This window comes from Desulfocapsa sulfexigens DSM 10523, assembly GCF_000341395.1.
GTDB lineage: Bacteria > Desulfobacterota > Desulfobulbia > Desulfobulbales > Desulfocapsaceae > Desulfocapsa > Desulfocapsa sulfexigens.
Genome location: NC_020304.1, coordinates 2,866,667 through 2,891,549, shown reverse-complemented (window position 1 = coordinate 2,891,549; position 24,883 = coordinate 2,866,667). Strand labels below are relative to the sequence as shown.

The window sequence follows — 24,883 nt, the reverse complement described above, 5'->3', positions numbered from 1 at the left end:
TCAGGCACATATGACGAAATCAGACAAATCGATTCAAGGCACTTAGCACCGCCTTGATGGATGCAACAATAATATCAGTATCCATTCCAACACCCCATTTTTTTGTACCATCTGGTTGCGTAACCTGAATGTAGGCGACTGCCCTGGAACTGGAACTTTCTGTTAAGGCGTGCTCATGATAACTGCTCAGAAGAAAATCCTCGGCGATCTCTGATTTCAGTGCTGCACAAAAAGCATCCAGTGGACCATTTCCTCCACCACGTATTGTCCTCTTCTCTCCATTTACCAAAACCACTGCTTCAATTTCTGCAGATGATGCCTGCTCATCATTATCAATATGGCGTTTCACTACATCAAAGCTGTTCAAGAAAAAAGGAGCTTTTCCGAGCAAATATTCCTTTTCAAATGCTGCCCATATTTCCGAGAGCTGAAGTTCCCGCCCGACACTGTCAGTAACCTTCTGGACGATGGAGCCAAATTCAGGATGCATGGATTTTGGCATCTTCAGCCCAAACTCTCTGTCCATTACGTAGGCAACTCCCCCCTTTCCAGATTGACTGTTGATTCGAATAATAGACTCATAGGTCCTGCCAACGTCCCTGGGATCAATGGGCAGATAAGGTACTTCCCATTTCCCCTGCCCTTCACGTTCACAGAGATCCATTCCTTTATTAATAGCATCCTGATGCGAACCTGAAAAGGCGGTATACACAAGCTCTCCAGCGTAGGGATGCCTGACGTGAACGGGAATGTCAGTCACCTGCTCGGAGACGGCTATCAACCGGTTCATATCATGAAGATTAAGTTCGGGATCTACCCCCTGTGTAAACATATTAAGTGCCAAAGTGATGATATCTACATTTCCGGTACGTTCACCATTACCGAAAAGGGTACCTTCAACCCTGTCACCACCTGCCATTAAAGCAAGTTCAGTTGCCGCAACCGCACAGCCTCTGTCATTGTGAGCATGAAGACTGACAATAGCGGCTTCACGATTTTTCATATGTCTGCAAAACCATTCGATCTGATCAGCGTACACATTCGGTGTCGCCATTTCGACGGTGGAGGGAAGGTTGATAATGACTGGTTTGAGTGCCGTTGGCTGCCACACATCCATGACGGCTTCACAGATGGACAGAGCAAAATCCAGCTCTGTTCCAGTGAAGCTTTCCGGAGAATACTCAAAGCGAAATTCAGTTTCCGGACATTTCTCGGCCTCTTCCTTAATAATACGCGCCCCTTCCACACCAAGTGCCGTTATCTCATTACGACTCATCTTAAAAACCGCACGGCGCTGCAGAGTGGAAGTGGAATTATAAAGATGCATCACAACCCTGCGGGCACCTTTAACCGCCTCAAAACTTTTATGGATAAGACTTTCACGGGCAGGAGTAAGCACCTGGATCGTTACGTCTCCAGGAATCAAGCCATCGTCAATTAGCCTTCTTGCAAAGGCAAATTCAACCTCGGATGCCGATGGGAAGCCTATTTCAATTTCTTTAAAACCCACATCGACCAGGAGTTGAAAAAGCTCAAGTTTCTGTTGCAGATTCATTGGCTGGACCAGCGCCTGGTTACCATCCCGCAAATCGACACTACACCAGATTGGAGCTTTACTGATGGTATTATTTGGCCAGGAACGATCCGGCAGATCAATTCCAGGATAAGGCCTGTATTTTTTCACAGTTTCAGATCTCATACTCTTCCTCTTTTTTGTTGCCCGATGCCAGTCGCTTTCAAACCGTTTATCCCAGCCCAAACAAAAAAAGGCCGCAGTAAACGCTGCGGCCTTTCGGATTATTAAGTAATTTTAACGATGTACGTTTCAGAACTCTCCAATTCCCACCACAGACGATTCCCTAAGCAGGGATAGTAGCAGGCCTAGTAGGATGGTTTGAAGATACATGAAAATCTCTTAAGGTTTAATTTATTTAATAATTATAGTCAGAATAAATAATCACCATAGAGCCCACTTGTCAAGTAGTGAATAGCTGTGAGCCTTAAAAACCGACTATTTGTGGCAATTTTCTCCTTCAGCCCCTTCTAAATATTGACATCCAGACGGTTCCTAGATATATTTCATCCTCTTATGCAAATTAATGTCGTATCTATTTACTGACAACCTTTCTAATAAAACCTTAACATACATACAAGAGGAAGAAGGTTCATGGAAAAAATAACAGGCTCTGAAGCTATCATACAGTGCCTCCTTGAAGAGGGGGTTAAAACAATCTTTGGTTTTCCTGGCGGTGCAGTTATCGACCTCTATGATACGCTTCTGGATTCCGAAATTCAGCACGTCCTTGTCCGTCATGAGCAGGGAGCTGTTCATGCAGCAGATGGACTTGCCCGAGTAACTGGAGAGGTTGGGGTTGCGCTTCTTACTTCTGGTCCCGGCGCCACAAATGGTGTTACTGCCATCGCCACTGCTTATATGGATTCCATTCCGATGGTTATCCTTACTGGTCAGGTCCCCACACCTCTTATTGGTAACGATGCTTTTCAGGAAGTTGATATCGTAGGTATTACCCGGCCCTGCACCAAACACAATTATCTGGTGAGCAAAGCTGAAGATCTGGTTCCGACCCTACGCGAGGCCTTTCACATAGCCCGTACCGGTCGTCCCGGTCCTGTCCTTATTGACCTGCCAAAAGATGTGGTTGCTTCCATGGTTGAGTTCACGGAAAAGAAACCCATCCGCATGCAGAATTACCAGCCCACCTATGAACCCCATATGGGACAGGTGGAAAAAGCATGCAAAACCATCCTGAAGGCCAAACAGCCCGTTCTCTACATTGGCGGTGGAGTCATCCTTTCCAACAGTAATGAAGAAGTCACAGAGCTGGCCAGAAAACTGAATATTCCCGTTACCATGACCCTTATGGGCCTCGGTGGTTTCCCTGGAAAAGACCCTCTCTCCATGGGAATGCTTGGCATGCACGGAAGCTATACTGCGAATATGGCTGTTGCCAAAAGTGATGTCCTTATCGCAGTTGGTGCTCGTTTTGATGACCGTGTTACCGGCCGGATTGACGCCTTTGCACCACACGCCAAAATCATCCACATAGATATCGACCCTACGTCCATCAGTAAAAATGTTACCGTTGACATTCCAATCGTTGCTGACTGTAAGCATGCACTCACTGCTATGAACAGCTGGCTTGACTCTTCCGGTGCCAACATTGAAGAGGCAGCGGCCTCCCACACCCCATGGATCGAAATAATCGCAGAATGGACAAAGAAACACCCCATGGCATACCTCGATGAGGGGGAAGTGATTAAACCACAGTTCGTTATTGAAAAACTCGACGAACTGACCGGTGGCGATGCCATCATCACAACAGAGGTTGGCCAGAATCAGATGTGGGCAGCCCAGTTTTATAAATTTAACAAACCAAGACGCCTGGTCACCTCTGGTGGTTTAGGAACCATGGGGTACGGTCTTCCTGCTGCCATTGGCGCCAAGATGGCATTCCCAGATGCCACCGTCATTGATGTGGCCGGTGATGGCTCCATCCAGATGAACATCCAGGAACTGGCAACAGCAAAACAGTACAACTGCCCTGTCATTGTTTGCATATTAAACAACAACTACCTTGGTATGGTTCGTCAGTGGCAGGAACTCTTCTACGACAAACGCTACGCTGCAACTGTTATGGAAGTCACTCCCGACTTCGTTCTCCTTGCTGAAGCATACGGTGCTGTGGGTATTCGATGTGACAAAACCAGTGAAGTAGAAGCGACCATAAAACAGGCCCTGGAAGCAGTAAAGAAAAATACCGTTATCCTGGATTTCCGTATTTCCCGGGAAGAAGGTGTATTCCCAATGGTGCCTGCTGGTAAAGCTACCACTGAGATGCTTCTTGTCTGATACTTTTTGTCCATAGCAACACTAAAGTAAAATGGTTAAAGGTGCCTACCCTCAGGCACCTTATGAACAACTAGATTTTCTATATTCACAGGATAAACCGATGAAACATACACTTTCAGTTCTTCTTCAAAATAAACCTGGAGTCCTTTCTCGGGTCACAGGATTGTTCAGTGGCCGCGGCTTTAACATTGAGAGTCTCTCTGTTGCCGAAACACTGGATTCCTCTCTCTCATGCCTCACCCTGGTAACAAATGGCAGCGATGCTATTGTAGAACAGATCACAAAACAGCTGCACAAGCTTATTGACGTTATCAAGGTTACCGATATCAGCGAAAGCGAATATGTTGAAAGGGAGATGGCGTTAATCAGGGTAAAAGCTGAAAACACCACTCGCGCTGAAGTTCTTCGCGTTATAGATATTTTTCGTGGAAAAGTTGTCGATGTCAGTCCCAAGGCATACGCTGTTGAAGTAACAGGATCAGCCACGAAAATTCAGGCTATAATAGATATCCTTCGTCCTATCGGGATCAAGGAAATCGTTCGTACCGGAACCATTGCCATGGCACGGGCGCCGAAATAATCATATCATTCAAGGGACTCCCACCATACCTTGAATAAATATGCAAGGATATACAAGCTGAAAGCAGATCTCGAACTATCGTTATCTGCTTTTGCTGTTATCAGTCCACCCACTTACAAAACAAACTGTATATGACTCATCCAAGGATTCCACTTGCCCGTGAAGGCTACCCCTTTATCGCTTTTGCCGCCTTTGTGACGCTTATTACCGCCATCCTCGGGTATGAGTTCCTCGCCTGGCCGGCTCTTGCGGTTACTACCTTTGTCGTCGCTTTCTTTCGTGACCCTGAACGAATGACCGATGCAGAATATGACAAACTTATATCGCCCGCTGATGGTAAAATTATCCTTATTGAAGAACAGTCAGATGACATCTACTTACAGGATAAGGTTATTAAAATTTCCATTTTCATGAATGTCTTCAATGTACATGTTAATCGCATCCCCATAGACGGCACCGTTGAAAAAATCATCTATAAGCCTGGCCAATTTTATTCTGCTGATAGTGAAAAAGGTGCGCTCCTTAATGAACGTTGCGGTGTGATTATCAGTACTTCAGCAAGTGGGCGGATAGCCTTTGTCCAGGTTGCTGGTCTTATTGCCAGAAGAATCGTCAACTGGCTTGAGGTGGGGGATGCTGTGCAACGTGGCAAACGTTTTGGTCTCATTCGTTTTGGCTCCCGGGTGGACCTCTATCTCCCAACAACCAGCACTATTCACGTGAAGTTAGGACAGAAAGTACGCGCCGGTGAAACTGCCATCGCGTCCTTCTCTTAAACGACTCTGTTTCCTTTTCCCATAGGGCATATCGCATATGACTAACAACTCACAGGATACAGACAACCGCTTTTATCCGCTGCCCTGTATGTTTACTCTGGCAAGTTTGTTCTGCGGTTTTTATTCCATCGTTTCTGCTATCAATTCTGACTTTAAGACAGCCGCAATTGCCATTCTTGTTGCAGCTATTTTTGATGCCCTGGATGGAAGAGTGGCTCGCTTGACTCAGTGTACAAGCCAATTTGGAGCAGAACTTGATTCATTGTGTGATATGGTCTCATTTGGTGTTTCACCTGGGGTGCTCGCCTATCTTTGGGCCCTCCACCCATATGGACGATACGGCTGGCTTGCAGCATTTTTATATGTAGCAATGACATCTCTTCGGCTTGCCAGGTTCAATGTTCAGGATTCAAATTCAGAATCTAAAAACTTTGTTGGACTTCCCTGTCCGGCAGCTGCTGCCATGGTATCTGCTGCCGTTCTCTTTAGCCATTTTCTTGGTATTACCGGAGAAGTCAAGCATATCTCTCTGCTCCTGCTTGTTTACATCCTGTCCTACCTGATGGTTTCAACTCACACATACTATAGCTTTAAGGAATTGCCTCCTTTTAAAATTAATCGTTTCCAGGTACTCGTTGGTTTTTTACTTCTCCTGATCCTGGTTGCCGCTGAGCCCCAAATCATGCTCTTTGCTCTTTTCCTTGTCTACCTAGCGTCAGGTCCTGTTTTTGGATTGATCAAGAAGGTCAGATCTGTGAAGAAACCAACAACTCCGGTTAATAAACCAAACCCCTGATTCTTTTATTCCCAGGATCACAAGTACTCCTGGTAATAGGTACCTCTGAGCTTTCTTATTGTTAATTGCGGGCTTTAATACAATGTATATTGCTGACTATTACAATATTTGTTAGAGTTTTCTTCCGTTATCATTTTTCCATCAACCGCCATTGTCAATCTTGGAAAACTGATGGAAGCACGTTACAAAAAAAAACACAAAATTCCGAATAATTTCACTAATAACTTTGCTAAATAGGGTTTTATTATGAGCGAAAATTCACAAAAATTCAATGTAGCCATTGCTGGTGCAACCGGTGCCGTTGGTGGGGCTATGCTTGATGTCCTTCAAAGACGTAACTTCCCCATTAATGAATTACGCCTTCTGGCCTCGGAGCGTTCAGTAGGAAAAAAGATCAACTTCAGAGGACAGGAGCTTGAAGTACAACTGCTCAGCAAAGATGCCTTTGAGGGAATTGATATCGCACTTTTTTCTGCTGGAGCTCAAAGATCTCTTGATTTTGCACCCGCTGCTGCTGCTGCAGGTGCCGTAGTGATTGACAACTCCAGCGCCTATCGCATGGATCCTGAAATTCCCCTTGTAGTACCAGAAGTTAATTCCCACGCCATTGCAGCGCACAGCAAACACGGAATTATTGCCAATCCCAACTGTTCAACCATTCAAATGCTGGTTGCCCTGAAACCTATCCTTGATAAGGTTGGGATAAAACGTCTCGTTATTTCGACATATCAGGCCGTATCCGGAACCGGAGCAAAAGCAATAGAAGAGCTTGACAGTCAGGTGAAGGCCTATGCGGAAACCAAAGAGATGAAAGCCTCTGTATACCCACACCAAATCGCGTTCAATTGTTTACCCCATATTGATTCTTTTCTTGAAAACGGCTACACCAAGGAAGAGATGAAGATGGTAAACGAAACCCGGAAAATTTTTGAAGATAATACCATTGGGATCACTGCAACTGCGGTTCGTGTTCCCGTTTTTTATGGTCACTCTGAAGCTGTAAATATTGAAACAAAGTCAAAAATTACTGTGGCAGAAGTAAAAGAACTCCTTGCAAATGCTCCAGGGGTCAAACTTGTAGACGATCCCGCCAATTTGAAGTACCCGATGGCAATAGATTGCGCTGGAAATTTTGAGACTCTGGTTGGTCGAATTCGAGAAGATGAATCCATTGATAATGGAATAAATCTATGGGTTGTGTCTGACAATATCCTAAAAGGTGCTGCCTTGAATGCTGTTCAAATTGCCGAATCCTTTGTTGCTCAATATAAGTAATTGCGAATCATCAGTGGACATGCCCGGGGGCGAAAACTATTCACTCCGGGTGATTCCAACCTTATCAGACCAACTGCTGATCGTGCCCGTGAAGCTTTGTTCAGCATTATCGGAAACCGTATATTGTCAGCCCGTGTCCTCGATTTATACTCCGGGACTGGTGCCTTAGGCATAGAATCTCTTAGTCGAGGTGCTACACAGGTAGTATTTGTAGACAAACATCACAATGCCTTGGAACTTACCAGAAAAAACTGTGAAGTGTGTTTGCAAAGCATGGAGCCAGGATCAGAAAAAAGAGCGATCATAGTCAAACATGACCTTAATAGAGGACTGAATTTCACCATTGACAACGCTTTTACAGTAAGAACCTTTGATCTTATTTTTCTTGATCCCCCCTACAATAAAGGCCTTGCCGAAAAAAGTTTGAAAGATATCGACAGTAGTAAGCTAATCGCAACAAACACACTGGTTATAGCAGAAGACAGGAGCAGTGTAACATTACCTAAGTCATTCACCCGTTTAACGCTTTTTGACACGCGGCGCTACGGTGATACCGGATTCTGGTTTTACACTATCACACCGTCCTTATAAAACCCCAGGCAACACGTGAAAAATATGATGCCTCATGACAACTCAGACCATCAGCGGAAAAGCCTCGCTATATACCCTGGAACATTTGACCCCATAACCATGGGCCACCTTGACATTATTGACCGGGCTCTGAACCTCTTTGATAAAGTTATTATTGCCATAGCTATTAACCCTGGCAAAAAACCTCTCTTTTCACTTGAAGAGAGAACAGAGATGGCACGACAATGTTTTCCCAAAGATTATTCTCGAATTGAAGTTGATACGGTTTCCGGACTGCTGGTGAAATATGCCGCAGATAAAGGTGCCAATGCTATTATCCGTGGTCTACGTGCTGTTTCAGACTTCGATTATGAATTTCAGCTGGCACTTATGAATAGAAAGCTCGAGCGTGAAGTGGATACTATCTTTCTAATGCCGGGTTTCAGATGGATTTATATAAGTTCTTCTATTATCAAAGATGCAGCAAGACATGGAGGAGATGTCTGCGAACTTGTTCCAGAACATGTCAACCAGCGACTTCTCGCCGCATTTACCTGACTGTGGCTGGTTTTCTTTCCATCCTGAACATTCTATGACATGTCCTGCCCCCCAAAAACACTTGACGACCAAACGCAGATTCCTTCTTCTTTGCGCAAGCATTGCAGCCCTCTACCCTATTGTCCGTTTCATTGGCTATTCAATTCCCCGTAAACCGCGAATTGTTGAAATTGCCTCCCCCCTGCCAGCAGGTGGCTTTCACCTTGGCCCCGACTTTGTGCTTTTTGACACTGGTACAGACGCATGGGCGCTTTCAAGAAAATGCACGCATCTAGGGTGTACTGTCAATTTCCACGAAAAGGACAACCTTCTCGAATGTCCCTGCCACCAAAGCCGATTTTCCAAAGAAGGCCTGGTACTCCATGGCCCTGCAAAAAAGCCTTTGCCTCGCTATAAAGTTGAGAGACTAAAGGACAATGGTGGATACATTGTCATTATTTGACCGATTCAAGAGTTAGCCTGTGAAACTGATCAGAAAAACATTTGAAGATATACGTTGGGGTGAATTCTCACTTCTCTCGCTGTACATTTCCGTTCTCTCAGGTATAATTGTTGGTCTCCAGTATGATCCCGCCACCCCACTGTATTCTGTTACAACCCTCGATATGCTTGTACCATTTGGAGGATATTTCCGTTCTCTCCATTTCTATTCCAGTCAGCTCTTTTTTCTATTCAGCATCTGCCACCTAATTGGAATTTTTTCTCAGGCTCAAAGTTATTCAGACAAACAGTGGGTGATGCTCACAGCAACACTTCCAGTAGCCCTCCTTATTCTCTTCACCGGCTATGTTCTCCGCGGCGATGCCACAGGATTTTCAGCAGGAATGATCGCAGAAGCAATACTTCTTGATATCCCTTTTATTGGATCAACAATAAACAATCTCCTTTTTTCCATCTCAGACAGTGGAATGAAAAGGATCTATCTTAACCATATCATTGGATTTGGTCTTCTCTGGGGATGGCTTGCCTGGAGTCATGTGAAAAAATACAGAGTCCCATTTAACCGTCATATCATATTGTCCATCTCCATTTTCATTTTTTCTGTTTTTGTGACTGCACCCTTTGAACCTGACCACCTTGGAGTGACCCACATCAATGGCCCGTGGTTTTTTCTTGGTTTACAGGAACTCCTACGTTACCTGCCACCATTACTCGCTGGAGTGATCTTCCCTGCGTCCCTACTTTTTGCCATTGCGTATCTACAAAAGAAAAACAGTAAATTCACTCTTCTCCTTCTCTTTGTTCTCAGCTGGCTCTTTTTCTATGCAATCCTGTCCGTTATAGGACTGAACCGCTAATCAAATCTCTCAATATCATTTTGTAAACAGATAGCTTACGCTATTAATGTATGAAAAAAACGATAATTCACCAGGATCATGGTGTTTTTATAAAATTCTCGTGGAAAATAGACGATAAAAACAAAAAAAAGAACCCGCTCCATCGGAGCAGGTCTTCTTTATCTGTTATAAATTCGCTAATTACTTATCAATAAATTCTTTCCTAAGTGCTGCAATTTCATCGATAAAAAGTTTTTTAATGTCAGCTAACTCCTCATGGACATACTCTCTCAGCTGATCATCTCTTTCAGTAGATTCATCGGGGAATATTTCCTCATCATCGACAGAGTCATCAACCATTGAATCACTTACACTGCTTAAAACTTCAGCGGACACTTCCTCTTCATCCTCAACCACAAGGGCTTCCGTTTGCGTCACCTCATTGTTCTGCATAAGTAATACCCGAGTGGTACAACCGAGTAACCGCGTCTGAACCGCTTCTATTGTGATTTCAGGAGTAACACATGATTCAAGGCCGGAATAAATTTCTTCTATCAACTCAAGCCTTTCCGCAATGGAATCCGCAGAAGTTATTTTCTCAAGACTTTGACAGACCGTTGAGAGTAACTGCAGGAATATTTTGATGGTGGGAGTGGAAGCACTGTTATTTCTAAGTCTATTAAGTTCTGTTAAGACATTTTGAATACCATCTTCTGTAATATCATCCCTTAAAAGTCCTATAAAAAGATTAATATCCTGAAAGTCTTCAACTGAGAACCCAACATCCTGGGCTTCAAGGAACACAACATCTTCTTTCTGATCAGAATTTGCCAAATCTTCATACTCATCGGCATACTCTTCACCAGGAAGCGGATCGACTTCCACATCATCGTCGACCACTTCAAAAACAACTTCAGAGCTCTCAGAATCCTCAATACTATCATTTAGTACCTCCGAAGAATCTTCTTCTCCTGGTACATTAAATTCAATAATATCATCAAATGATGAATCTTTAAGTACAGTATCTTGTAAATCATCATCAGCAGCAATTTCTCCAGGAACGGTAAACTGGATTTCATCACCTTCATCACCTTCTTCCAGAACGATTGCTTCACCAGGTTCTTCTTCAAATAGAGACTCCTTCTCTTCATCGAAAAACGAGAGACTTTCTTCATCAAGGGTATTCTCAGGTCCATCAGCATCTTCGAAGAAAGAAGCCCCAATCTCTCTACTCTCTTCTCCGTCCACATCTTCAAGCTCAGAACTGAGAGCAGGAGTCGGTGACGTATCTGTATCAGTGTAGGATAATGCCTCCTCAACGTCATCATCGTAATCGTTAAAAAACGTATCTATATCATCTGCGGACTCTGTTGACTCTGGAGCAGGAATTTCTTCATCAAGAAACGAAAGTTGGTCTTCAGGATTTTCGTCTTGAAGCATGTCTTCAACAACGGATGGCTCATCAGGTTCGGAGTTGCCAGATTCTTCTTCGTCAAAAAATGAAAGCTGCTCTTCCACATTCTCTTCTGACACTCCTTCAGGAAGAGACGGTTCCTCGACTGCAGTAAAGACAGGTTCAGAATCGTCTTCTTCAGTCTGTTCTTCTTCTACTGCGAAGTCAGGCTCTTCAAGGACTGGCTGGAAGTCATCTTCAGCAAAGTCACTAAGTGCTGCTGGAATCTCTTCTTCAGCAGAAACTAAAACATTTTCAGTATCATCACTTACTGTTGCTTCTTCTTTCGTATCTTCTTCGGTATCTTCTTCAGTAATACCGCTTAATGCAGCAACAAAGCCATCTTCATCTGGTACAAAACCTTCTTCAACAGGCTCTTCACCTGTGTCTTTCTTATCACCACTCCACTCTTGGGAGGAAGTTTGCACCTCATCATCAAAAAATGAGTCCAACCTGCTATCAAGGTCGTCGGATTCTGAATCATCACTGGTTACGTCCAGACTATCCTTTTCAAAATCTTCATCACTGAACGTTCCACTTAAAGCAGGAGCAATTTCATCACCCTCAAACGGAAGCTCGTCCTCATCGGAATCATCATCAGCTTCAGTTTCAACATCGACACCCGGAAGAATACTCTCTGATTCCACAATATCATCGGGAACCTCGGTTTCTATTGATTCGACAAGATCACCAGCCAGTTTTTCAACACTGAAACTACTTTCTTCATCGGCCTCTGCAAGCGCTGGAGCAATTGAACCATCCTCATATGGAAGGGCATCTTCCTCTGAATCATCATCCGCTTCGGTTTCTACATCTACACCTTGAAGAGCAGCACTTGCATCAACGCCCTCCCCATCATCTTCACTGATATCGCCAAAAACGGAGGCGAGTCGATCGTCAACATCAGCGGCCACCCCAATTTCATCCATACTCTTATCTACAGGAAGGACTTCCTTAGATGGAGCTTGGGGAATTTCAGATTCAAGGGGTACATCTTGTTCAGGTGGAATACGGTCATCCCGTGCTTCTTCTTCTGTCCCAACGTGCACCTGAGAAATCTCTGCCTTAAATGATTTGAATTTTTCAACTTCAGAAAGAAGTAAGCGTTTTTCATCTTCAGCTGAAAGGCTGGAGGAAGAAATTGTTTCAAGAGCATTATAAAAAGAATGAAGAAGGGTGAACGCTTTGCTGTTTGAACCACTTCTCATCTTGTTAATATAGGAACCCAGCGAGCCAATTCCCTGAAGAAGGATCAATTTTGCTTTACTTTGAGCGAAAATGCCTTCAAGGCGTTGAACTTCATCACTCAGTTTCTGTAGCTCAGTATCATTAATTTCCCAGTCAATCCCGAGAACCTGAGCCTTCAGTTTTTTTAATTGTAAAATGCCATCACTTATATCATCTGCAACTGGAACCGATGAAGCGACCATCTCTTTTTTAGGAGCGGATGAGCCAATCTGTGATTTTAATTGGTCAAATTTTTTCACATCTTCGACAAGTAACTGCTTTTTCTCATCTTCACTCATTAAATCTCCTGAAGAAACAATCTTCTCCAGATTATGATAAAAGGTAATGAGCAGTTTAATTGAATTGGGATGAGCGTTGGCCCTCTCTTTATAAATGTACTTCCCAATTTTACTTAGGCCCTGAATGTAAACCAGTTTGATTTTGTCATCGGCCCAGATGTCACTGAGATCCACAAGTTCATCTTCCAGTTGCCCGAGGATTTCGTCGTTTATTTCCCAGTCAATTGAGAGAATTATCGTTTTTAACCTGGCAATGGGAGATTCTTCATCACTGGTAAATTCAAAAAGGTCTATAGAATCCGTAGAAAAAGATCCATCGTTATCAAAACCAACGGTCAGATCATCATCAAATTGATTTCCGCTCTGCTGTGTCACCGTCTATTCCCTATAGTAATTTTTTCTGTATAGAAACAACCGTTGATGAAATAATCTTTTTCAAGGTTGCCGCAACATTATATCCCGTAATAGCACTTGCTTCAAAATCCGGTACTTTCAGCCGACTGTTCAGATCTTTTCGCAGAACTGCCGTGGGCAATATCGGGACTCCATGATCTTTCAAGTCGACCTTGTTGTATTGGATAACCAGAGGAATCTTAAAGATTGATTCTTTATATGCCTGGAGATTTTCGTGTAACTGGTTCAGTGAACGGATATTTTTTTCGCGCTGTTTCTCCATGGCGTCAGCAACAAAAACAACGCCATCTACCCCTTTTAAAACAAGTTTTCGAGTAGCATTATATTTCACCTGTCCAGGTACAGTATAGAGCTGAATTTTAATGTCATATCCCTTAATCTGGCCCATATCAAAGGGTAGAAAGTCAAAGAATAACGTTCGATCCCCGTGTGTTTTCAGACTAACCATTTCTGATTGAATCTGGTCACGAAATTTACGATTCACATATTCCAAGTTTGTTGTCTTACCACACCTGCCAGGGCCATAATAAACAATTTTAACCTGAACTACTTTGTCTTTTAAATTAATAAAACTCAACGCATTACCCCCGGTATTAAACGCATCTGTTTTTTTACAAAAATGAAAGCTGTCAGAATTAAATCAGCCGTTGCCACCTTCCCAAACTTTACGGATCTGTTCGATAGCTTCAACCACGTTTAGTCTTAGAAAACCGAGAGATATGTCCTTTCCAAACATAGATATAAGTAACAACTCATCATCAATCTTACTGAAATGGATATTCGATTCCTGACCTTTATGGAAAAGCAGGGAAAACTCCGCCTCACCAACCAATTTGGCCATAGCATCTACTGTTGCAAAATTTCCTGCGGCCAGAGCAGCAAAGGAATACACATCATATTTACTCTCACCGTTATCTTTGGCAGTGATTATATTGCCTGCCATATCTATAATGATGACACAATCGACACCAAGTTTAATGAGCTTGCTGGCCAGAATTGTATCAATCTGCTCCAGCTGCTCTTGACTGACTATTCCATAATTCATGCCAAATACCTCTTTCCTTAATTACGAGTCTTCACAGTCGACCCTTAAGCTTGTTAATATAGCGTTCAGCCCTTAGGCAGCGGCCACATTTTTCTTTTTATCTTTTCTAAATCGGAAGAAAAAGATTTCCTTCGTCAAATAAATCACATAGCAAAGATACCATAACGCTAGTTAGTATACGACAGATTCATATCGATATGAAGATGTTTTTTTTATTTTATCTAAAAAAATCATACTGATATAGCAAAACCTCCGTCACTGCCACCACCTTCTCATCTAACACACTGATTTAACAGTCTTTGCATACATATCTTCTTGCTACATCAAAGCCAGAGATCCGTGTGGGAAAAGGCATCAACATCAACTAATCCCATGTCTGTAATCTTTAAATGAGGAATCACGGGAAGAGCGAGAAAACTCATCAACATAAATGGATCAGAAACTTGAACGCCCAATTTTAGAGCAGCCATCAGTAAATTGGAAAATTTATCAGCTAATACATGAGCTTCATCCGTTGACATAAGACCGGCCACATCCAACACGAGTCTCTCAACCACTTCTCCATTTTTCACTACTGCAAGTCCCCCACCCTGCTTGACAATAGCCTGAACAGCAATCTCCATATCCATATCATCTACACCAATAACTGTAATATTGTGAGAATCATGTCCCACAGTTGACGCGAGTGCCCCTTCCTGCAAACCAATCCCATGAACAAATCCAAGTCCCATATTTCCTGTTGTATGGTGGCGCTCTATAACAGCAATTTTTATTATATCTCTGGAAATATCGGAAAGCACAAAACCGTCGTCAATCAACGCAGGGAGTCTAAGAGAATCAGTGACCAATTGATCCTTCCTAACCCCAATCACCTTGATAATCTTACCGACGGCTGGAATTTTAAAGGAAATTTTCGATGTGTCCACATGAACCGAATTGAGTACTGAAGGATAACCTTCTGTCAGGGACTTGGAGAAAAGGGATTCGTTACACATTATTTCATCTAACTGTGTTCCGCCGCTGAAAACAGTCTTAATTCTAATATCCATTAAATCATCAAACACAACGAGATCTGCGCGATACCCAGGGGCAATCGCACCTCGATCGTACAACCTAAAGTAACTGGCAACATTAATAGTAACCATTTGAATTGCTATTACAGGGTCAAGTCCAAGGGAAATTGCCCTGCGGAGGATCCGATCAAGATGTCCTTCTTTCAACAATTCGTCAGGGTGACAATCATCTGTTACCAGTAGACATCGGTGACTGTTCTTCTCAGTAACAGCCGGAAGAAGGTCTTCAAGATTCTTTGCGGTTGACCCTTCCCGCATAAACAAAAACATTCCGGAGGAAAGCTTTTCGAGAGCCTCAGCTGCGGTGGCACATTCATGATCGGAGAATATACCACTTCCAATATAGGCCTGGAGGTCTTTTCCACTTACCCCTGGAGCATGACCATCAATCGGAACACCACTTTCCCTGGCCAGACAAATTTTCCTCACGACTTCCTCGTCTTGAAATAATACACCTGGGTAATTCATCATCTCAGCCACACCAATCACCCGAGGTAACTTTAACAATAGTTCAAGATCGCTTGAGGAAAGCCTTGCTCCAGAATTTTCAAGGTGAGTTGCAGGAACACACGAGGGAGCCATCACATAAATTGCACAGGGAAGGTCTTTACTTTCTTCAAGTACATATTTCACGCCTTCAACTCCTGCAACGTTTGCAATTTCATGGGGATCACAAACGACAGTTGTTGTACCGTGCGGTAAAACAGTTTTGACGAATTGTTTGGGACTAAGCATGGAACTTTCTATGTGGATGTGCCCCTCCATAAACCCTGGAGCGACAAATGCCTCTTTACAATCGATCTCTTTTTTTCCTGAATAGTCGCCTATTCCAACAATTGTTTCTTCACAGATTGCCACATCGGCATGTACAATTTCTCCACAGAAGACATCAATTATGCGACAATTTTTCAAGACACAGTCTGCAGGCTCAAGTCCTCTTGCCTGCAGGTTTCTCTTTGTAAATTTTGTGTCAATTCTCATTTCAAAACCTCGGTTGATAAATAGGGTATCAAGGAGCGTGACAATTCTTCTAAAATGATCCGCAGCTGATCATCACAAGTATATCGTGGCATCGAGAAACTCAAAAGCAGTTTTTAATACATTTCAACATTGCATGACCAGAATGAATCTGCTAAAAATCTCATTGAAAATATTATGAAAAAAACCAAACGTCCATTACCAGTTCTTCAGGCAGATAGTTTCCTTATTGACAGCCACTGTCATCTCGACATGAGTTGTTACGAGGAAGATCTCGGTCAGGTCCTTGCGAGGGCAAAATCCAATGGGGTGCGTTCTATCATAACCATTGGAATCGACGAAAAAAGCTCGAAAACAGCCATTGAACTTGCCAAACACCACTCTATGATCAAGGCCACCGTTGGGATTCACCCCCACGACGTCAAAAGCGCAGACAATTCCACCTACACGCGCCTGAAGCAACTAGTGTCAGACAATAGAGAACATATCGTCGGCTATGGTGAGATAGGGCTTGATTACGCAAAACAATATGCTGAACCTGCTCTCCAAAAAAAAGCCTTTCATAAACAGTTACTCCTCGCAAAAGAACTTTGTTTGCCTGTAATAATACATGACCGAGAAGCACACGACGACACCTTGAAGAGTCTGCAGCTCAACGGCCCATTCCCTAACGGAGGAGTGATGCACTGTTTTTCAGGTGACATGGATTTTGCCAAAAAAATAATTGATCTTGGCTTTTTTATTTCAATTCCAGGAGTTGTGACCTTCAAAAATGGAGTCGACCTTCAAGAGGTTGCCAAACACATCCCCTTGAATTCATTAATTCTTGAAACGGATGGGCCATTTCTCGCGCCCGTTCCCTGGCGGGGAAAAAGAAATGAGTCATCGTATCTGTTGTACACGGCTGAGAAAGTGGCCGAACTCAAAAAAATCAGCCTGGAAGAAGTGGCAGATACTACAAGTGAAAATGTTGCGCGTCTATTCAACTACAGCCCCAGAGATTAACCCCCATGTCCATTGCCAACAACCTCAACACCATCCACCAATCTATAAATCAGACAGCTCTCGCCTGTGATAGAGCCCCTTCTTCTATCAAATTAATTGCAGTTTCAAAACGTCACTCCATTGCCAGTATTAAAGAGGCAATGGCAGCAGGTCAATATTATTTTGGTGAAAACTATATCCAGGAGGCAGCAGAAAAAAGACACAGCATTGATGATGCAGCGAAGTTTCATTTTATTGGCCATGTCCAGAGCAACAAAGCAAAACTGGCAGCTGAGCTCTTTTCCATGGTCGAAACGGTGGACAGACTTAAACTCGCCAAAGCCTTAAACAAACATCTTCTCACCCTTGATCGGAAATTAGATATCTTGATCCAGGTAAACATAGGTGAAGATCCTAAAAAATCAGGAGTTCCTCCTGAAAATGCTGGAGCCCTCCTAAAACACATAAGAACCCTTTCACAAATTCGGCCAATGGGACTTATGACCATTCCACCTTTTTCGTCTGATACCGAAAAAACCAGAATTTATTTCAGAGATCTTAGCAACCTTGGTAAAGAGCTAGCAAAGCAGGAACTTTTTTCAGACAACAGTAGGTTTGAGCTTTCCATGGGGATGTCACAGGATTTCAAAACGGCTATTGAAGAGGGGGCAACGATTATAAGAATAGGGACAGCAATTTTTGGTGACAGACCCGAAATCGCTTAATGGGACGGTGTCAGTCCTAACACAGGATATGAAGGACAAAGCGTTTTTTCAAAAAAAAAAAAGCATCTTCTCATTAACGAGAAAATGCTTTTTTTAGTTCTTCCTTATTGCTGCTACTGTTAAACTTTCTTAGCAGATGCTCTCTTTGCAGCTTTCAAAGGATTGATTCTGACAGTAACGACCGTTATTTCTGGTTTCGCATGCGTTGCAAAATTACAAATTCCCAAACGCCATTTAGCCTCGGGCTGAAGGTAAGACTGGCAATATTTAGAACCAGCTTCCTCTACAATTCTCTCACAACCTTCACACTTTTCAACAACAGGTTGAAAACTTCTCTCGCTAAAACTCATAGCAGCTTGATTCTGCATGCTGTTCTCCTCAAAGTCAATGACACTAATCTAATACAATTAAAGCGCAGGAACTACGTCCTCACTGAAAACTCACCGTAAGATGATCATATTAACAAGCACGATCACTTTAGACAAGAACAAATTTTCACAAAGGCAACAAATAGAGACATTGGAGTCCCTAAAGTTTTTCCAAGAAGACGCAATATCAAAGAATATGGCAATCTACAGGAGACACTCAGAAAATAATTACTTCTCACAATACTCTAACTTGTAATCTATAACTTCATGATATAGAATAAATTTCATTGTGTTATTTAACAATTGCTTAGTATTCAATGAACTTACATCCAACTCAAATGTAAGCGTAGCCGGCCCCCTTGAGTATACACGCACCGGCTCACATAAAAGCAAATCAACTAATTGGTTTAATTTAGTAAAATAGTATCATGCAGGAGAAAAACTAATGCCGGTCTATATATGGAAAGGTATCAATTCCTACGGTGACAAACGTAAAGGCGAAATAGAAGCTCCTGACCAGGCAACAGCTCTTGGCCATGTCAAGCGTCTTCGTATTAAAGATCCGATTGTAAAAGAAAAACCCAAAGATCTTTTAGAAAACATTTCCTTTTTCCAGCCTAAGGTTACCGGCAAGGATATTGTTATTTTTACCAGACAACTTTCCACTATGATTGACGCTGGACTTCCTTTGGTTCAAGGCCTGGAAATTTTGGCCAAGCAACAGGAAAACCCAACATTAAAAAAAGTTTTAGGAAACATCAAATCCGATGTCGAAACAGGAACAACCTTTGCTGATGCCATGCGGAAACATCCCAAAGTTTTCGACAACCTTTTCTCAAATATGATCGAAGCTGGTGAAACAGGCGGTATACTCGATACGATATTAGGTAGGCTGGCTATTTTTATGGAAAAATCCATGGCTCTTAAGAAAAAAATTAAAGGAGCCATGACCTATCCCGCAATCTGTCTTGCAATCTCAGCACTTATACTTGTGGTAATTCTGGTTTTTGTTATTCCTGTTTTTGAGGAAATGTTTGCAAGTTTTGGCTCAGCGCTACCGATCCCTACCCAAATCGTAGTCTCAATGTCAAACACCTTCAAAAGCAATTTTCTTTGGCTAGGCATGGGCCTCTTTGCAGTAATTTACACCATAAAAAAGATATATTCCACGGAGAGAGGACGGTTCAGAATGGATGCAATGCTGATCAAAGCTCCAGTTGCTGGCCCCTTAATCAGAAAGGTTGCTGTTTCCAAATTCACCAGGACTCTCAGCACCATGCTGCAAAGTGGCGTTCCTATTCTTGACGCATTACAGGTGGTTGCAAAAACTGCCGGCAACAAGGTCATTGAAGCTGCTGTTTTTCGTGTAGCCGATAGTATTGCAGAGGGACGCCCCATTGCTGAACCCTTAGAAGAAAGTGGTGTCTTTCCCAATATGGTCGTCCAGATGATCAACGTTGGTGAATCTGTTGGAGCACTCGACACTATGCTCGCCAAGATTGCTGACTTTTATGATGGAGAAGTAGATCAGGCAGTTGAAAACCTCACCGCCATGATCGAACCTTTCATGATGGTCTTCCTGGGGGGCATGATTGGTGGTCTGGTCATCGCCATGTATCTCCCAATTTTCTCAATGGCCAATGCCGTTGGTGGATAAAAAAAAACAGTTACTATTGACTTTATTCCCTTGACGCATATCATTAAAAGCAGATTATAACTAACACTGGTTAAAATAAGTAAGCCAGTACTCAGTTCAGAACCCCCTTGAGGGGAAAAGGTACTAAATATCGATTACCTTAGAGGAGGAATCAATCATGACTCTCACAAAAGCTGATCTTGTTCAGCAAGTATACAAATCTCACGGATCGTTAACAAAGGCTCAAGCAACCGATTCTGTTGAAGCTTTTCTACGTATCTCCAAAACATCACTAATTAATGGTACCGATCTTCTCTTAAGTGGTTTCGGGAAATTCAATGTTAAAGACAAAAAGTCCAGAAGAGGACGTAATCCCCAGACAGGCGATGAACTGACCCTTGATGCCAGACGTGTGGTCACCTTTAAACCGTCTGGAATTCTCCGCGACAAAATTAATGAGGCCTGATCACCAATAGTTTTACTAAAGTAATTATTATTCAGGTCTCCCGTTAACCTGTGTTTATTCTCATCACCTTGAAGAAACACAGGTTTTTTTTATTCTCTAACGCCTTCTTGCCGTGCTTCATACTACAGATACGATGCATCCCTCTGCGACCTTTCACCCAATAGAGCTGAATAAAATACAAATCTCAGACGAATGGAGCCTTCACCCTTTTCTTAGTTCTAAACCACCCGCCACTGCCCTTGTTGAATCTATTAATAGAGTAGGCATACTTCGTCCACCAATCCTCCTGCGGCAACCTAAAGAGCGCTACAAATTGGTCTGCGGAAAATCCAGGCTGGAAACTCTCAAAACCAACCCTGGTAAAAAATCCCCTCTATGTCTCATTCTCAGAGAAGATAACTCACCTAAAAATATTTTGTCCTATATAGTTGAAGACCAGTCACTCTCTGGCAATTTCAGTGCAATGGAAAAAGCCTATTTTTTCAGCCACTGTCTTAAATATATGGATAGTAAAGAGGCAGCGGCATTATTTTTTACAATTCTTCACCAAAAAATACAGCCGCACACCATCAATAAATGTTTAGATCTGATAGAGCTTGAGTTGGATATTCAAATCAGCATACACAATGGAATCATTGGTGAAAAAACTGCACATGAGCTACTAAAAATGAGTCCAGAAGACAGACAGTTGCTTCATGGAATATTTATTGATTTACAACTTGGTGGGGGAAAGCAAAAAAGGCTACTTTCTCTGTGCAAGGATCTTGCGTACAGAGAAGAAAAAACACTAACAGAGCTGTTAATGAAACCCGAATTCAATGAAATCCTTACTCATCCTGAAATGAATCAACCACAGAAAGCAACTGTTCTTTTGGCTTGCATGCAAAAGATGCTCTTTCCACAAAGCATTTCTGCAGAAGAATTATTCAGAAAAAAAGTTACTACCATGAATTTACCAGCCACCTGCAAGGTAACCCATGCTCTTTCGTTTGAAACAGATGCTGTTTCTCTTATAATGGATTTTAAGACACTCACAGAACTGGAGAAGCGGGTACCAGAAATCCTACACCTTGCTGAAACCAGGCGCAACTGATTGGAGTATCAAAGAGTAGTAAAAAAATCTCCCCGAACAAGTACATCCTCTCCACATTTTTTATAGTGAATGTTTTGTAACCTTGGAGCACTCGTGTTATCGCTCACGGGGAAGCCACTCAGCAAAGGTGTTCCCGACGAGCCGCCAAAGAGAGGCGCGACAAAAAGCATTACTCTGTCTACCAGTGATTTGCTGAGAAAACTGCCATGAATTTCAGCACCACCTTCAACAAGGAGGGAACAGATACCCATTTTCCCCAGGTGGTCAAGAACTCTGTTCATATCTAACCCTCTGCCAGTTTCGTCTAAAGCTACCGACTGAACATTGACTCCGTCCATTTTACCGAGCAGTTCTTTTTTATCTCTATCAGCAACAGGTGAACAAAAAATCAGGGTTGATGCAGATGAATCCAGATGAAGAATTTTTGCTTGAGAGGAGATCCTCAAAGAACTATCGAGAACAACACGCAGCGGATCTCTGCCACACTTGACCAAACGGGTTGTAAGGGATGGATTATCAGCGATAACGGTACCAACACCGACCAGAATAGCATCCATACTGTTACGAAGACCATGTACGGTACGTCGGCTTTTAGCACCAGTCATTTTCCCAGGGACGCCTTTCTGGTAACTGAGTTTCCCGTCAAGGCTCATTCCAGCCTTCATAACTACAAAGGGTTTACCTGTTGTAATGTGTTTCACAAAGGGAAGGTTAACTTCCTTACATTCATTTTCAAGAACACCACTAAGAACCTCTATCCCCTGTTTTCTCAGGTAACTGATTCCACTACCACTGACTAAAGGGTTTGGATCCACCATACCAACAACGACTCGTTTGATCCCTGCAGCAGCAACAGCGTGACTGCAGGGCGGCGTACGACCGGTATGGTTGCAGGGTTCAAGAGTTACATAAATGGTAGCCCCTTCAGCACGGCTTCCAGCTTTTCGCAGTGCATGCACCTCGGCATGTGGCGTTCCAGCTTTTTTATGGTAACCACGGCTTACGACAGTATCGTCATCCTGTACAACAACAGCCCCGACACATGGATTAGGAGAAGTCCTCCCAATTCCTTTTCGGGCCTGATGCAGAGCAAGACGCATAAACTGCTCATCTCTTTTTGAAAATGTTCTCTCAGCCTTCTTTTTTAGACTCAACATCGCCCCTTGAATCGAGTAGCCCCTTCAACTCATCCATAAATTCGTTAACGTCTTTAAATTGACGGTACACAGAGGCAAAACGGACATAGGCAACTTCATCAAGACCTGGAAGATCTTCCATAACCCATTCACCAATGACCACTGATGGAACTTCCTTGGAGGGAAAATCCTGCAGCTTGCTTTCAATATTGTCAACAAATTCATCTATATCATCACAGCTTACAGGACGCTTTTCACAGGCTTTCTCAAGACCAACAACCATCTTCTGCCTATCCCATACCTCTCTTCTACCATCTTTCTTAACAAGCATGGGAAGCATAACCTCAAGGCGCTCATAAGTAGTAAAGCGCTGTTCACAAGAAAGACAGGAACGCCGTCTTCTGGTAATAGTACTTTCTTTATTAAGCCGTGAGTCGATAACCTTATTGTCAAGATGACCGCAATAGGGACACTTCATTAAATCTCCTGTAAATTAAGATAGATATCAGAAAATATTAGACAGTGGGTGAGTGTCACACAGCGCTCGCACTTCCTGACGCACTGCAATCATCGCTTCGTCACTTCTCTCTGTAAGAACACGTTCAATCCACTCAGCAATAAGACCCATTTCTTTAATTCCAAGGCCTCTTGTTGTAACAGCAGGGGTACCTATGCGAATCCCGGAAGTAACAAATCGCGGTTGTTTATCAAAAGGAATAGCATTCTTGTTTGTGGTCAATCCAGCTCGCTCCAGCAGTTCCTCCGCTTCCTTACCAGTAATATCCTTACTTGTCAGATCCAGAAGAATGAGATGATTATCAGTTCCCCCGGAAACTAATCTGAACCCTTTATTAACAAGGTTCTGACCAAGCGCACTGGCATTATCTACAACCTGTTGTTGGTAGCTTTTAAAGGAATCCGTCATAGCCTCTTTAAAGGCGACGGCCTTAGCTGATATCACATGGACAAGGGGGCCTCCCTGAATACCAGGAAAAATCTTGGAGTTCAAACTCTGTCCCCATTTATTCCGAGCAAGAATCAAGCCACCACGTGGCCCACGCATGGTCTTATGGGTGGTAGTCGTTACAAAATCAGCATATGGCACGGGAGAGGGATGTACCCCCGCAGCAACAAGCCCTGCGATATGTGCCATATCTACCATAAATAAAGCACCTATCTGGTCGGCAATCTTACGAAAACCTTCAAAATCAATAAAGCGGGAGTAGGCAGAAGCTCCGGCAACTATCATCTTGGGCCGGTTTTCAAAAGCAATACGTTCAACTTCTTCCATATTAATCTGTTCAGTTTTCCTTTCTACCCCGTAAGAGAGAAAGTTAAACAACTGACCTGAGAAATTGACCCCGCTACCATGGGTTAAATGACCACCATGGGCAAGATCCATCCCAAGCACCTTATCGCCAGGCTTTAATGTGGCGAAATAAACAGCCATATTTGCCTGAGACCCGGAATGGGGCTGGACATTAGCATATTCAGCACCAAAAATCTCCTTAGCTCTGTCTATGGCAAGCGTCTCAACTTTATCAGCCTGATCACATCCACCATAATATCGTTTCTGAGGATATCCTTCGGCATATTTATTGGTAAAAATAGACCCCTGAGCCTCAAGAACTGCTGCGGAAACAATATTTTCAGATGCTATCAATTCAAGTTGACTGTTTTGACGTTCATACTCATTGTTGATACAGGCAAAGATATCTGGATCAGTGTTTTCTAAGGCAGACATAAACATTCTCTCTTCTTATTGAAAATAGTATCTGTTTATCACTAAACAGACGAAAAAACCGGCATACCCAAGAAAGTAAGCCGGCTTTAACAGTAGATTTTAATAAAATCACTTTAACTGAACAACTCTATACGACGCTGATGCCGTCCACCTCCAAAAGGTGTATCAAGCCAGGTTCGAACGATTTCCATCGCTACTCCAGGACCAGTAACACGTTCCCCCATGCAAAGAATATTTGCATCATTATGTTCGCGACTCATGCGTGCTGTGTATTGCTCACTGCACAATGCGGCCCGGATACCTTCATGTTTGTTTGCAGCCATGGACATACCAATTCCTGTCCCACATATAAGGATACCTTTATCGGCCTCAGAGGACATGATCTGTTCACAGACAAGATCAGCAAAACCTGGATAATCAACGGATTGCTCGTCATGGCAACCAACATCAATAACTTCGTGGCCCAGTTCCTTTAAGAGAGGTATAATTACTTCTTTTAACGAAAATCCACCATGATCTGAACCGATTGCTACTCTCAC

General features: G+C 43.0%; 24 protein-coding genes. 14 read left to right on the top strand and 10 right to left on the bottom strand.

Annotated features, from left to right (window positions below; translation table 11 throughout):
* Positions 1–19 precede the first annotated feature (19 nt).
* A complete protein-coding gene (gene leuA / locus UWK_RS12860; protein ID WP_015404817.1) occupies positions 20–1,699 on the bottom strand; it encodes a 2-isopropylmalate synthase in 1,680 nt (559 codons plus the stop codon).
* A 468-nt stretch (positions 1,700–2,167) separates the two neighbouring features.
* Here leuA and ilvB point away from each other — a divergent pair, with 468 nt between their 5' ends.
* The 9 genes from ilvB (at position 2,168) to UWK_RS12815 (ending at position 9,724) form a co-directional block, all read left to right on the top strand.
* Positions 2,168–3,871: a biosynthetic-type acetolactate synthase large subunit gene (gene ilvB / locus UWK_RS12855; protein ID WP_015404816.1), complete on the top strand. Its 1,704-nt coding sequence runs from the start codon at positions 2,168–2,170 to the stop codon at positions 3,869–3,871.
* A 100-nt stretch (positions 3,872–3,971) separates the two neighbouring features.
* Positions 3,972–4,451 (top strand): acetolactate synthase small subunit, encoded by a 480-nt coding sequence (gene ilvN, locus UWK_RS12850; RefSeq protein WP_041916421.1) that lies wholly within the window; start codon positions 3,972–3,974, stop codon positions 4,449–4,451.
* Between the two features lie 131 nt (positions 4,452–4,582).
* Positions 4,583–5,227 (top strand): phosphatidylserine decarboxylase family protein, encoded by a 645-nt coding sequence (locus UWK_RS12845; protein WP_015404814.1) that lies wholly within the window; start codon positions 4,583–4,585, stop codon positions 5,225–5,227.
* Between the two features lie 37 nt (positions 5,228–5,264).
* Positions 5,265–6,023 carry a CDP-diacylglycerol--serine O-phosphatidyltransferase gene (pssA, locus tag UWK_RS12840; protein WP_015404813.1) on the top strand — a complete coding sequence of 253 codons (759 nt, stop codon included), beginning with the start codon at positions 5,265–5,267 and terminating at the stop codon, positions 6,021–6,023.
* A 246-nt stretch (positions 6,024–6,269) separates the two neighbouring features.
* The gene (locus tag UWK_RS12835; protein ID WP_015404812.1) at positions 6,270–7,298 is read left to right on the top strand and encodes an aspartate-semialdehyde dehydrogenase; all 1,029 of its coding nucleotides are present in this window, start codon (positions 6,270–6,272) and stop codon (positions 7,296–7,298) included.
* Entirely contained in the window at positions 7,299–7,889 is a 591-nt protein-coding gene (gene rsmD / locus UWK_RS12830) for a 16S rRNA (guanine(966)-N(2))-methyltransferase RsmD (protein ID WP_015404811.1), read from the top strand.
* A gap of 24 nt (positions 7,890–7,913) precedes the next feature.
* Entirely contained in the window at positions 7,914–8,426 is a 513-nt protein-coding gene (gene coaD, locus UWK_RS12825) for a pantetheine-phosphate adenylyltransferase (RefSeq protein WP_015404810.1), read from the top strand.
* Positions 8,427–8,460: 34 nt separating this feature from the next.
* Entirely contained in the window at positions 8,461–8,868 is a 408-nt protein-coding gene (locus UWK_RS18625) for a ubiquinol-cytochrome c reductase iron-sulfur subunit (protein ID WP_015404809.1), read from the top strand.
* A gap of 19 nt (positions 8,869–8,887) precedes the next feature.
* Entirely contained in the window at positions 8,888–9,724 is an 837-nt protein-coding gene (locus UWK_RS12815; protein WP_015404808.1) for a cytochrome b N-terminal domain-containing protein, read from the top strand.
* A 180-nt stretch (positions 9,725–9,904) separates the two neighbouring features.
* On the opposite strand, the gene UWK_RS12810 is transcribed toward UWK_RS12815, so the two are convergent.
* The 4 genes from UWK_RS12810 to ade all read right to left on the bottom strand — a co-directional run bounded on the left by UWK_RS12810 (position 9,905) and on the right by ade (position 16,195).
* A complete protein-coding gene (locus UWK_RS12810) occupies positions 9,905–13,057 on the bottom strand; it encodes a hypothetical protein (protein ID WP_015404807.1) in 3,153 nt (1,050 codons plus the stop codon).
* Between the two features lie 10 nt (positions 13,058–13,067).
* Positions 13,068–13,673 carry a GTP-binding protein gene (locus UWK_RS12805; protein WP_015404806.1) on the bottom strand — a complete coding sequence of 202 codons (606 nt, stop codon included), beginning with the start codon at positions 13,671–13,673 and terminating at the stop codon, positions 13,068–13,070.
* 63 nt (positions 13,674–13,736) lie between these two features.
* Entirely contained in the window at positions 13,737–14,141 is a 405-nt protein-coding gene (locus tag UWK_RS12800; RefSeq protein WP_015404805.1) for a roadblock/LC7 domain-containing protein, read from the bottom strand.
* Positions 14,142–14,464: 323 nt separating this feature from the next.
* The gene (ade, locus tag UWK_RS12795; RefSeq protein ID WP_015404804.1) at positions 14,465–16,195 is read right to left on the bottom strand and encodes an adenine deaminase; all 1,731 of its coding nucleotides are present in this window, start codon (positions 16,193–16,195) and stop codon (positions 14,465–14,467) included.
* Positions 16,196–16,369: 174 nt separating this feature from the next.
* Between ade and UWK_RS12790 the strand changes: the two genes are divergently transcribed.
* Together UWK_RS12790 and UWK_RS12785 are read left to right on the top strand one after the other, a co-directional pair.
* Positions 16,370–17,197 (top strand): TatD family hydrolase, encoded by an 828-nt coding sequence (locus UWK_RS12790; RefSeq protein WP_015404803.1) that lies wholly within the window; start codon positions 16,370–16,372, stop codon positions 17,195–17,197.
* Positions 17,198–17,202: 5 nt separating this feature from the next.
* Complete coding sequence (locus tag UWK_RS12785; protein ID WP_015404802.1) at positions 17,203–17,901, top strand: YggS family pyridoxal phosphate-dependent enzyme; 699 nt, start codon at positions 17,203–17,205, stop codon at positions 17,899–17,901.
* A 119-nt stretch (positions 17,902–18,020) separates the two neighbouring features.
* On the opposite strand, the gene UWK_RS12780 is transcribed toward UWK_RS12785, so the two are convergent.
* Entirely contained in the window at positions 18,021–18,269 is a 249-nt protein-coding gene (locus UWK_RS12780; protein WP_015404801.1) for a PxxKW family cysteine-rich protein, read from the bottom strand.
* Between the two features lie 445 nt (positions 18,270–18,714).
* Here UWK_RS12780 and UWK_RS12775 point away from each other — a divergent pair, with 445 nt between their 5' ends.
* From UWK_RS12775 to UWK_RS12765, 3 genes are all read left to right on the top strand, one after another.
* A complete protein-coding gene (locus UWK_RS12775) occupies positions 18,715–19,926 on the top strand; it encodes a type II secretion system F family protein (RefSeq protein WP_015404800.1) in 1,212 nt (403 codons plus the stop codon).
* 157 nt (positions 19,927–20,083) lie between these two features.
* Positions 20,084–20,371, top strand: a complete 288-nt coding sequence (locus UWK_RS12770) for an integration host factor subunit alpha (RefSeq protein ID WP_015404799.1) — start codon at positions 20,084–20,086, stop codon at positions 20,369–20,371.
* A gap of 133 nt (positions 20,372–20,504) precedes the next feature.
* Entirely contained in the window at positions 20,505–21,464 is a 960-nt protein-coding gene (locus UWK_RS12765) for a ParB N-terminal domain-containing protein (protein ID WP_015404798.1), read from the top strand.
* An 8-nt stretch (positions 21,465–21,472) separates the two neighbouring features.
* On the opposite strand, the gene ribD is transcribed toward UWK_RS12765, so the two are convergent.
* The 4 genes from ribD to rpiB form a co-directional block, all read right to left on the bottom strand.
* Positions 21,473–22,621: a bifunctional diaminohydroxyphosphoribosylaminopyrimidine deaminase/5-amino-6-(5-phosphoribosylamino)uracil reductase RibD gene (ribD, locus tag UWK_RS12760; protein WP_083907296.1), complete on the bottom strand. Its 1,149-nt coding sequence runs from the start codon at positions 22,619–22,621 to the stop codon at positions 21,473–21,475.
* Entirely contained in the window at positions 22,596–23,078 is a 483-nt protein-coding gene (nrdR, locus tag UWK_RS12755) for a transcriptional regulator NrdR (RefSeq protein WP_015404796.1), read from the bottom strand. The genes ribD and nrdR overlap by 26 nt, the downstream gene beginning before the upstream one ends.
* Before the next feature lie 27 nt (positions 23,079–23,105).
* Positions 23,106–24,344, bottom strand: a complete 1,239-nt coding sequence (locus UWK_RS12750; RefSeq protein ID WP_015404795.1) for a serine hydroxymethyltransferase — start codon at positions 24,342–24,344, stop codon at positions 23,106–23,108.
* A 113-nt stretch (positions 24,345–24,457) separates the two neighbouring features.
* Positions 24,458–24,883 (bottom strand): ribose 5-phosphate isomerase B, encoded by a 426-nt coding sequence (rpiB, locus tag UWK_RS12745; protein ID WP_015404794.1) that lies wholly within the window; start codon positions 24,881–24,883, stop codon positions 24,458–24,460.

What these genes read in the sequence shown, in the direction of transcription:
- leuA (WP_015404817.1), bottom strand. Translation starts at nt 1,699, where the DNA reads ATGAGATCTGAAACTGTGAAAAAATACAGGCCTTATCCTGGAATTGAT.
- ilvB (WP_015404816.1), top strand. Translation starts at nt 2,168, where the DNA reads ATGGAAAAAATAACAGGCTCTGAAGCTATCATACAGTGCCTCCTTGAA.
- ilvN (WP_041916421.1), top strand. Translation starts at nt 3,972, where the DNA reads ATGAAACATACACTTTCAGTTCTTCTTCAAAATAAACCTGGAGTCCTT.
- UWK_RS12845 (WP_015404814.1), top strand. Translation starts at nt 4,583, where the DNA reads ATGACTCATCCAAGGATTCCACTTGCCCGTGAAGGCTACCCCTTTATC.
- pssA (WP_015404813.1), top strand. Translation starts at nt 5,265, where the DNA reads ATGACTAACAACTCACAGGATACAGACAACCGCTTTTATCCGCTGCCC.
- UWK_RS12835 (WP_015404812.1), top strand. Translation starts at nt 6,270, where the DNA reads ATGAGCGAAAATTCACAAAAATTCAATGTAGCCATTGCTGGTGCAACC.
- coaD (WP_015404810.1), top strand. Translation starts at nt 7,914, where the DNA reads ATGATGCCTCATGACAACTCAGACCATCAGCGGAAAAGCCTCGCTATA.
- UWK_RS18625 (WP_015404809.1), top strand. Translation starts at nt 8,461, where the DNA reads ATGACATGTCCTGCCCCCCAAAAACACTTGACGACCAAACGCAGATTC.
- UWK_RS12800 (WP_015404805.1), bottom strand. Translation starts at nt 14,141, where the DNA reads ATGAATTATGGAATAGTCAGTCAAGAGCAGCTGGAGCAGATTGATACA.
- ade (WP_015404804.1), bottom strand. Translation starts at nt 16,195, where the DNA reads ATGAGAATTGACACAAAATTTACAAAGAGAAACCTGCAGGCAAGAGGA.
- UWK_RS12790 (WP_015404803.1), top strand. Translation starts at nt 16,370, where the DNA reads ATGAAAAAAACCAAACGTCCATTACCAGTTCTTCAGGCAGATAGTTTC.
- UWK_RS12785 (WP_015404802.1), top strand. Translation starts at nt 17,203, where the DNA reads ATGTCCATTGCCAACAACCTCAACACCATCCACCAATCTATAAATCAG.
- UWK_RS12780 (WP_015404801.1), bottom strand. Translation starts at nt 18,269, where the DNA reads ATGCAGAATCAAGCTGCTATGAGTTTTAGCGAGAGAAGTTTTCAACCT.
- UWK_RS12775 (WP_015404800.1), top strand. Translation starts at nt 18,715, where the DNA reads ATGCCGGTCTATATATGGAAAGGTATCAATTCCTACGGTGACAAACGT.
- UWK_RS12770 (WP_015404799.1), top strand. Translation starts at nt 20,084, where the DNA reads ATGACTCTCACAAAAGCTGATCTTGTTCAGCAAGTATACAAATCTCAC.
- UWK_RS12765 (WP_015404798.1), top strand. Translation starts at nt 20,505, where the DNA reads ATGCATCCCTCTGCGACCTTTCACCCAATAGAGCTGAATAAAATACAA.
- ribD (WP_083907296.1), bottom strand. Translation starts at nt 22,621, where the DNA reads ATGTTGAGTCTAAAAAAGAAGGCTGAGAGAACATTTTCAAAAAGAGAT.
- nrdR (WP_015404796.1), bottom strand. Translation starts at nt 23,078, where the DNA reads ATGAAGTGTCCCTATTGCGGTCATCTTGACAATAAGGTTATCGACTCA.
- UWK_RS12750 (WP_015404795.1), bottom strand. Translation starts at nt 24,344, where the DNA reads ATGTCTGCCTTAGAAAACACTGATCCAGATATCTTTGCCTGTATCAAC.